Below are 6,923 nucleotides of genomic sequence, written 5' to 3'. Positions count from 1 at the left end.
ACCGCAATCGTGGGCGATCGCACCCACGGTGACCGCGGCGTCGGGCGACCTACGAAGAACTTCGCGGCGCCAAGATCACCGACCCACGAAGAACTTCGTGGCGCCAAATTCACCGACCTTCGAAGCCCACAGGCAACAAGAGTCAACGAATGTAGGAGATAAGAACTAAGCCACGTCCAGACAGCAAAAGCCGCGACAAACCATCAAGACCAGCAAACCGCCATCAAGTCTTCACAGACCGATGCCGACTAATACTCATCATGATCCCAAACGCAATCCCCATCGTGAACAACGCCGTCCCCCCATAACTCATGAACGGCAACGGCACCCCCACCACGGGCAAGATCCCCGTCACCATGCCTACGTTCACGAATACGTAGATGAACAGCATCATCGTCAGCGCGCCCGCCAGCAGCCGGCCGAATTGCGACGCGGCCCGCGACGCGATCGTCAAACCGCGCGCCATCATCAGGCCGTACAGCACCAGGATTGCAATGCCGCCGTACAAGCCGAATTCCTCGGCGTACACGGCAAAGATGAAGTCTGTCGTGCGTTCCGGGATGAAGTCCAGGTGCGTCTGCGTCCCCTTCATGTAGCCCTTGCCGTACACGCCGCCCGAGCCCACTGCGATCATTGACTGGATCGTGTGAAAGCCCTTGCCTAGCGGATCCGAGCTGGGATTGAGCAGCGTGCAGACCCGGTGCTTCTGGTATTCGTGCAGCACCACCCAGTCCACATCCGGCTCGCAGAGCTGGTCTTCGTAGTAGACCAGTGTGCCGATGGCAATGACGCCGGCCAGCATGACCGGCACCAGCAGTTTGAACGACAGTCCCGCGAAATAGATCACGAAAAAGCCCGCGCCGAAGACCAGCAGCGCCGTGCCCAGGTCGGGCTGCAGCACGATCAGGCCAAAAGGTGCGGCCAGCATCGCAGCGGCGGCGAGGAAGTCGCGCACGCGGACCGCGCCTTCGTGGCGCTGGAAATACCAGGCCAACATCATCGGCACCGCGATCTTCATCATCTCGGACGGCTGGATGCGGGTCACGCCCAGGTTCAGCCAGCGGGTGGCGCCCTTGCTGGTTTCGCCGAAGAACTCGACGCCCAGCAGCAGCACCACGCCCACCACATAGAACGGCAACGCCAGCTTCATCAGCAGCTTTGGCGGGATCAGCGCCATTGTCCACATCGCGAAGAACGCGATGATGAAGTTGCGCGACTGTTCCGCGAAGCGCCAATCCGTGCCACCGACGGCCGAGTGCATCACCGTCAGGCCCAGCGCCGCGAACATCATCAGGATCGCGAGCAGCGGCCAGTCGAAGGCCGTGAACACTCGCAGCAGAATCAGGCCAAGACGTTTCATTGTTGGCGCACCAGGTCGGAGGCGATGTCATCGACGGTCGCCATGGTGTCGGCGGGTTGGGGACGCGCGATCTTGTCCTGGCGATCCTTGGCCAGCCAGTAATCGAAGACCTTGCGCGCGACCGGAGCCGCCACGCTGGCGCCCCAGCCGGCGTTTTCGACGATCAGCGCCACGGCGATGCGCGGTTGCTCGAGCGGCGCGAAGCCCATGAACAGCGCGTGATCGCGCAGGCGTTCGTCGATCGCGCTGGCGCGGTAGTGGCCGCCACGCAGACTGAACACCTGCGCCGTGCCAGTCTTGCCGGCCGCCTGGTACGGCGTGTTGGCGAACGCGCGCCGCGCCGTGCCGGCGCGCACCACGTCGGCCATGGCGTTCTTGATGACGTCCACGTTGGCCTGCTTGAGCGGTATGCGGTAGTCCGGCGGCGCCTCGGTGGGCTTGGCCACGCCCGAGCGCGAATCGCGCACGGCGTGCACCAGGTGCGGGCGGCGGTACAGGCCGTTGTTGGCCAGTGTGGACGTGCCCTGCGCCAGTTGCAGCAGCGTAAAGGCGTTGTAGCCCTGGCCCACCGCCACGGAGATCGTCTCGCCCGCGTACCAGCGCTGGCGCTCCTTGTCCTTGTAGGCCGAGCGTTTCCAATCGGTGGACGGCAGCACGCCGCGCTTCTCGCCTTCCAGGTCGATGCCGGTGATCTGGCCGAACCCGAACTGCTTGGTGAAATCGTGCAGGGCGTTCACGCCGATTTCAGGGCCGAGCGAATAGAAATAAGTGTCGGACGACACGACGATGGCCTTGTGCATGTCCGTCATGCCGTAGGCCGCGCCGCCAGCGTTGCGGAACTTCTGTCCGCCGAATTCGTAATAGCCCGGGTCCGAAACCCGGTCGGTCGCGCGGCGTTTGCCCAGTTCCAGCGCGGCCAGGGCCACGAAAGGCTTGTAGGTGGAGCCGATGGGATACGTGCCGTACAGGGGACGGTTGATCAGCGGATGGTCCGGCGATTCGTTCAGCATGCGCCAGTTGTCGACGTCGATGCCATCCACGAACAGGTTCGGGTCGAACGACGGTTGCGACACGAACGCCAGGACTTCGCCCGTGTCCGGGTCGATGGCGACGAGGGCGCCGCGCTGGCCCTCGAAGGCCTCTTCGGCCACCTTCTGCAGCCCCATGTCGATGGACAACATGATGTCCGAGCCCGGCACCGGATCGATGCGGCGCAGCGTGCGCATGGGCCGGCCGCCGGCGGTGACCTCGACTTCTTCGAGGCCCGTGCGGCCGTGCAGTTGCTCTTCCCAGGTCTTTTCGATGCCCTTCTTGCCGATGACCTCGGTGCCGCGGTAGTTGCCGAGCTGCCCGGCTCGGTCCAGCTCTTCGATGTCGTTGTCGGCGATGCGGCCGATGTAGCCGACCACGTGCGCGGCCGACACGCCCTGCGGATATTCGCGCACCCAGCGGGCGCGCAGTTCTACACCCGGGAACTGGAAGGCGTGCGCGGCAAACCACGCGGCTTCGGTTTCGTTCAGGTTGTTGCGAAGTTGCAGGCTGGCGTAGCGGCTGGATTCGGCCGCGCGGCGCTTGAAGCGGCGCTGGTCGGACGGGCTGATGTAGACGACTTCGGTCAGGCGATCGAAGAGTTCGTTCATGTTGCCCGCGTGGGCCGGCACGACTTCGAGCGTGTAGGTGCGGTAGTTGCGGGCCAGGACTTCGCCGTTACGGTCCAGGATCTCGCCGCGGCGCGGCGGAATCGGCACGACCGCGATGCGGTTGCGGTCGGCGCGTTCGGACAAGCCCTCGTAGCGGTCGACCTGCAGATACCAGAAACGGCCCACCAGCACGCCGAAGCAGACCAGGGCGAAGGCACCGCCCACCCAGGCGCGCAGGCGAAAGCGCTGCTTCTGCTGCTGGCCGGTTTTCTTGAATTCAAACATGACGCAACGCCGCCGTCAGGCGGATGAGGATTCGGCGTCGTCGACACCGCGTTGCGGCAGGTGCAGCACCCAACCCGCCAGCGGCCACAACGCAGCCGTCAGCAGCACGCTGATGCCCCAGTCCCAGCCCGGCCATTTTCCGGCCAGCCACGCGTGGATGATCTGGGTGACGAAGCGCGCAATGAAGAACACAGGCAGCATGTGCATCGCCTGGCTCCAGAGGTCGAACCGTTGCAGCCGGCGATGCAGGACCACCGCGCCGTAGGCGACGAGCGTGTACGACAGCGCGTGCTCGCCCAGGAGGCCGGCGTCGTGCACGTCCATCAGCACGCCGAAGAAGAAGGCCGTGAACAGACCCACGCGGCGCGGCTCGTGCACGCACCAAAAAGCGATGATGAGCAGCAGCACGTCGGGCGCGCCCTGCCAAAGACGCCACGGCAGCAGCGACACCAGCCAGGCGAGCAGGACAGTGCCCCACACGAAGAAGGCATGCGCGGGACCCGACAGCCGGTCGGGATGCACGTTGCTGGGCGTGCCAAGGCGGCGCGGGGACTGCCCCGCAGCGTGTTGGTTAGTCCGATCCACCGGAATCGACCTCCTGACGGTTGGACTCGGCGCGATCCACATCCACCTGCAGAACCAGGAAGTGGCGATAGCGTTCGGGATGGGCCAGCGGTTCACATACGGCGCGCGCGAAGCCGGAGGCGGTATCGCGTTCCACCGAGGTCACCTTGGCCACGGGCAGGCCGGCGGGAAAGAGGCCACCGACGCCGCTGGTGACAATAGTATCGCCTTCCTTGATGTCGGCATTGGCCGCCAGGTAACGCACTTCCATCTTGCCGGGCGAGTTGCCGCCGAACGCAATCAGACGAAGTCCGTTGCGCAGGAGTTGCACGGGGATGGAAACCTGCTCATCGGTGACGAGCGCCGCTTCCGCGGTCATGGGGGTCACGCGGACGATCTGGCCAACCACACCGCCTTCGTCGATGACGGGCATGCCCGGGGCCAAGCCAGCCTTGCTGCCCTTGTTGAAGACCAGGCGCTGCGTGAACGCGTTGGTGGGTTCGTACATGACCTCAACGACCACGGCGGACTGCGCCACGGTATCGGTCACGCCAAGCAGGCGGCGAAGCTGGGAGTTTTCGGCGGCAAGCTGCGCCGCGTGGGATGCGACTTGGGCGAGTTCGATGCGCTGACGCTGCAAGGCCTCGTTTTCGCTGCGGATGAGGTTGGCCGCGTTAACCCATTCGTTGACTTGCTGGACGAGATCGCGCGGCGCCATGACGGCACGCTGGAACGGATAAAGCCCTACGGCAATCGCACGGCGCGCCGGTTCCAGCATGCGCCATTGGGAATCCATGACGATCAGGGCCAGAGCAAGGACGACCAGAACGACCAGCCGCACCTCTGCCGGTGGGCCGCGCCTGAATAGGGGGGGAGTCCCTTGTCGTTGCATGAATCTCAGCCCGGGCGCCCGCGTCCGAGGCCCCCGCAGCGGCCGGAGCCAGAAAAAAGCGGGGCTCCGGGCTGGCGGGCAATATTAGTCGTTGATGAAGATGGCGCCCAGTTTCTCAAGGTGTTCCAGCGCCTCGCCGCAACCGCGCACGACGCAGGTCAGGGGATCGTCGGCCACCACGACCGGCAGGCCGGTTTCTTCTTGCAGCAGGCGGTCCAGGTCACGCAGGAGCGCGCCGCCACCGGTCAGGGCGATGCCCTTGTCGGTGATGTCCGCGCCCAATTCGGGCGGCGTCTGTTCGAGCGCGATCTTGACGGCGGAAACGATCTGATTGAGCGGATCGGTCAGCGATTCGAGGATCTCGTTGGACGAGACCGTGAAGCTGCGCGGCACGCCTTCGGCCAGATTGCGGCCCTTGACTTCGATTTCGCGGACTTCGGAACCCGGGAATGCCGAGCCGATTTCCTTCTTGATCAGTTCGGCCGTGGGTTCGCCGATCAGCATGCCGTAGTTGCGGCGGATGTAGTTGACGATGGCTTCGTCGAACTTGTCGCCGCCGACGCGCACGGAACCCTTGTAGACCATGCCGCCCAGCGAGATGACGGCCACTTCCGTGGTGCCGCCGCCGATGTCGACGACCATCGAGCCGCTGGCGTCGGACACGGCCAGGCCGGCGCCGATGGCGGCGGCCATGGGTTCTTCGATCAGGAATACGTGGGAAGCGCCGGCGCCGAGCGCCGATTCACGGATAGCGCGGCGTTCAACCTGGGTGGAGCCGCAGGGCACGCAGACGATGATCCGCGGGCTGGGCGCCAGCATGTTGCGGGGGTGCACCATGCGGATGAACTGCTTGAGCATCTGTTCGGTGACCGTGAAGTCGGCAATCACGCCGTCTTTCATGGGCCGAATGGCCTCTATGTTGCCGGGAACGCGACCGAGCATCTGCTTGGCTTCGTGCCCGACGGCCTGAATGATCTTCTTGCCGTGGGGGCCGCCTTCATGACGGATTGCGACCACGGAAGGCTCATCGAGAACGATGCCCTTGCCGCGGACGTAAATCAGCGTATTGGCGGTACCTAGGTCAATCGCCATATCGCTGGAAAAATAACTGCGCAGGAATCCGAACATGGGAGCTCAGCTAAATTCTGGGGGGAATTGGGGTCAAGCCGCGGGGCGTTTGGCCCGTGAAACAACGGGTCCGCCTGTCATCACGGCGATTAAACCGTGAATCATAACTTATAATTTCCCCGGAAATAGCGCATAAATGCAGGCTATTCAAGCTTTGTAACGGGTTTGGCGTATGCATACTGCCCACTCCCGCCCCGCGGCCTTCGCTTACCGATTTTTGCAATCCCCCATGGCGCTCAACGACAAAGATGTGGCCCGCATTGCCCGGCTGGCCAGAATCGAACTGACCCCCGACCAGCGCACCGTCGCGCAGGCCGAACTCAACGGCATCCTCCACCTGATCGAACGGCTTCAGTCCGTCGATACCCAAGGCGTCGAACCCCTGGCTCATCCCCTGTCCGCGCACGAGGACATCGTATTGCGCCTGCGTGAAGACGCCGTGACCGAAGCCGGATCGGAAGCCCGCCGCCAGGAACTGCTGGCCAACGCGCCCGATGCCCAGGACGGCCTGTTCCTGGTTCCCAAGGTCCTGGATTAAGTCATGACGAAACCTGCCCTGCATACCCAATTCGAGGGGATCGCCGCGTTGCGCGCGGCCCTCGCGCAACGCGAAGTCAGCGCGGTAGACCTGGCGCAAAGCGCCCTGTCGGCCGCCGAAGCGGCCAGCGGCCTGAATTCCTTTTTACATATTGACGCCGAATTGACGCTGGCCCAGGCCCGTGCAGCCGACGCTGCACTGGCAGCCGGCACCGCGGGTCCGCTGGCCGGCATCCCGATCGCCCACAAGGACGCGTTCGTGACGCGCGGCTGGCGCACTACCGCGGGCAGCAAGATGCTCGACGGTTACGTCAGCCCGTTCGACGCGACCGTCGTGGAACGCCTGGGCGCGGCCGGCGCGGTGTCGCTGGGCAAGCTGAACTGCGACGAATTTGCCATGGGCTCCGGCAACGAGAACTCGGCTTACGGCGCCGTGAAGAACCCCTGGGATCACGCCGCCGTGCCCGGCGGCTCGTCGGGCGGTTCGGCCGCCGCCGTGGCCGCCCGCCTGGTCGCC

The 6,923-nt window shown here is 64.7% G+C and carries 7 protein-coding genes; 2 read left to right on the top strand and 5 right to left on the bottom strand.

Annotation, left to right across the window (positions count from 1 at the left end):
• Positions 1–223 precede the first annotated feature (223 nt).
• The 5 genes from rodA to B3446_RS25115 form a co-directional block, all read right to left on the bottom strand.
• Positions 224–1,360 carry a rod shape-determining protein RodA gene (rodA, locus tag B3446_RS25135; protein ID WP_056560313.1) on the bottom strand — a complete coding sequence of 379 codons (1,137 nt, stop codon included), beginning with the start codon at positions 1,358–1,360 and terminating at the stop codon, positions 224–226.
• On the bottom strand, positions 1,357–3,285 hold the full coding sequence (gene mrdA / locus B3446_RS25130) for a penicillin-binding protein 2 (protein WP_191578458.1): 1,929 nt from the start codon (positions 3,283–3,285) through the stop codon (positions 1,357–1,359). Before mrdA ends, rodA begins: the two co-directional genes overlap by 4 nt.
• Positions 3,286–3,300: 15 nt before the next feature.
• Positions 3,301–3,807 carry a rod shape-determining protein MreD gene (gene mreD / locus B3446_RS25125; protein ID WP_175125001.1) on the bottom strand — a complete coding sequence of 169 codons (507 nt, stop codon included), beginning with the start codon at positions 3,805–3,807 and terminating at the stop codon, positions 3,301–3,303.
• A gap of 49 nt (positions 3,808–3,856) precedes the next feature.
• Positions 3,857–4,741 carry a rod shape-determining protein MreC gene (mreC, locus tag B3446_RS25120; protein WP_056560320.1) on the bottom strand — a complete coding sequence of 295 codons (885 nt, stop codon included), beginning with the start codon at positions 4,739–4,741 and terminating at the stop codon, positions 3,857–3,859.
• Between the two features lie 84 nt (positions 4,742–4,825).
• Entirely contained in the window at positions 4,826–5,869 is a 1,044-nt protein-coding gene (locus B3446_RS25115; protein WP_006216320.1) for a rod shape-determining protein, read from the bottom strand.
• Positions 5,870–6,098: 229 nt separating this feature from the next.
• Between B3446_RS25115 and gatC the strand changes: the two genes are divergently transcribed.
• Both gatC and B3446_RS25105 read left to right on the top strand, forming a co-directional pair.
• Positions 6,099–6,407, top strand: a complete 309-nt coding sequence (gatC, locus tag B3446_RS25110; RefSeq protein ID WP_175124992.1) for an Asp-tRNA(Asn)/Glu-tRNA(Gln) amidotransferase subunit GatC — start codon at positions 6,099–6,101, stop codon at positions 6,405–6,407.
• A 3-nt stretch (positions 6,408–6,410) separates the two neighbouring features.
• On the top strand, positions 6,411–6,923 hold a 513-nt coding region (locus B3446_RS25105; RefSeq protein WP_291386517.1), incomplete at its 3' end, for an amidase family protein.

The sequence above is a fragment of the Achromobacter sp. UBA5777 genome, assembly GCF_002418565.1.
In the GTDB taxonomy this organism is placed as follows: Bacteria; Pseudomonadota; Gammaproteobacteria; order Burkholderiales; family Burkholderiaceae_B; genus Achromobacter; species Achromobacter animicus.
Note: the sequence above shows the minus strand (reverse complement) of the source record. Positions and strands in the feature narration are given on the sequence as shown.